Genomic DNA, 491 nt, shown 5'->3' with positions numbered 1-491 from the left:
GGAAAAGAGTGGTGCATTTGTTGAACACACATCTCAAATTCAAAGTAAGATGGAAAATGGTTCTATTTTAATTCTAAACGACAAATATATTTATTCTTATATTTCACCTGGACATGAGGATGCTAATAGACCTTATGCTAGTACTTCATATTATGGACACAAAATTATTTTTAAAACTAAATTTGGTCAAATGTATGTAGCATCCTTACCAGTTAAAGATTTAAAAAAGAATCCTGATGAAAATGACATCCCTAATTTACATGAGATTTTAAGCGTCATTGAATCATTACATTGCGATATGTATGAAAATGCCTTACTTCCAATAGCTCTCACAAATAAATTAGTTAGCTTGTCTGCACATCCTAGTACTCAAATACTTACTAACTTTGCGAAAGCTACTATTACCAAATAATTTAAATATAAAATTTAAAGAAGGCTAATATATCACATTATAAAATGTGTGGATTGAAACTAGAGTTGTTAATTTAACG

Annotated in this window: 1 protein-coding gene; it reads left to right on the top strand. The window is 28.9% G+C overall.

Features of this window, described 5'->3' with window-relative positions:
• The coding region (locus ACTHUR_RS19265) for a hypothetical protein (RefSeq protein ID WP_440400394.1) at window positions 1–412 on the top strand (412 nt) is incomplete at its 5' end.
• Between the last annotated feature and the right edge of the window lie 79 nt (window positions 413–491).

It is taken from the genome of Neisseria sp. P0021.S007 (genome assembly GCF_051956855.1).
The sequence above is the reverse complement of the archived record's forward strand: the minus strand, read 5'-3'. Positions and strand labels throughout refer to the sequence as shown.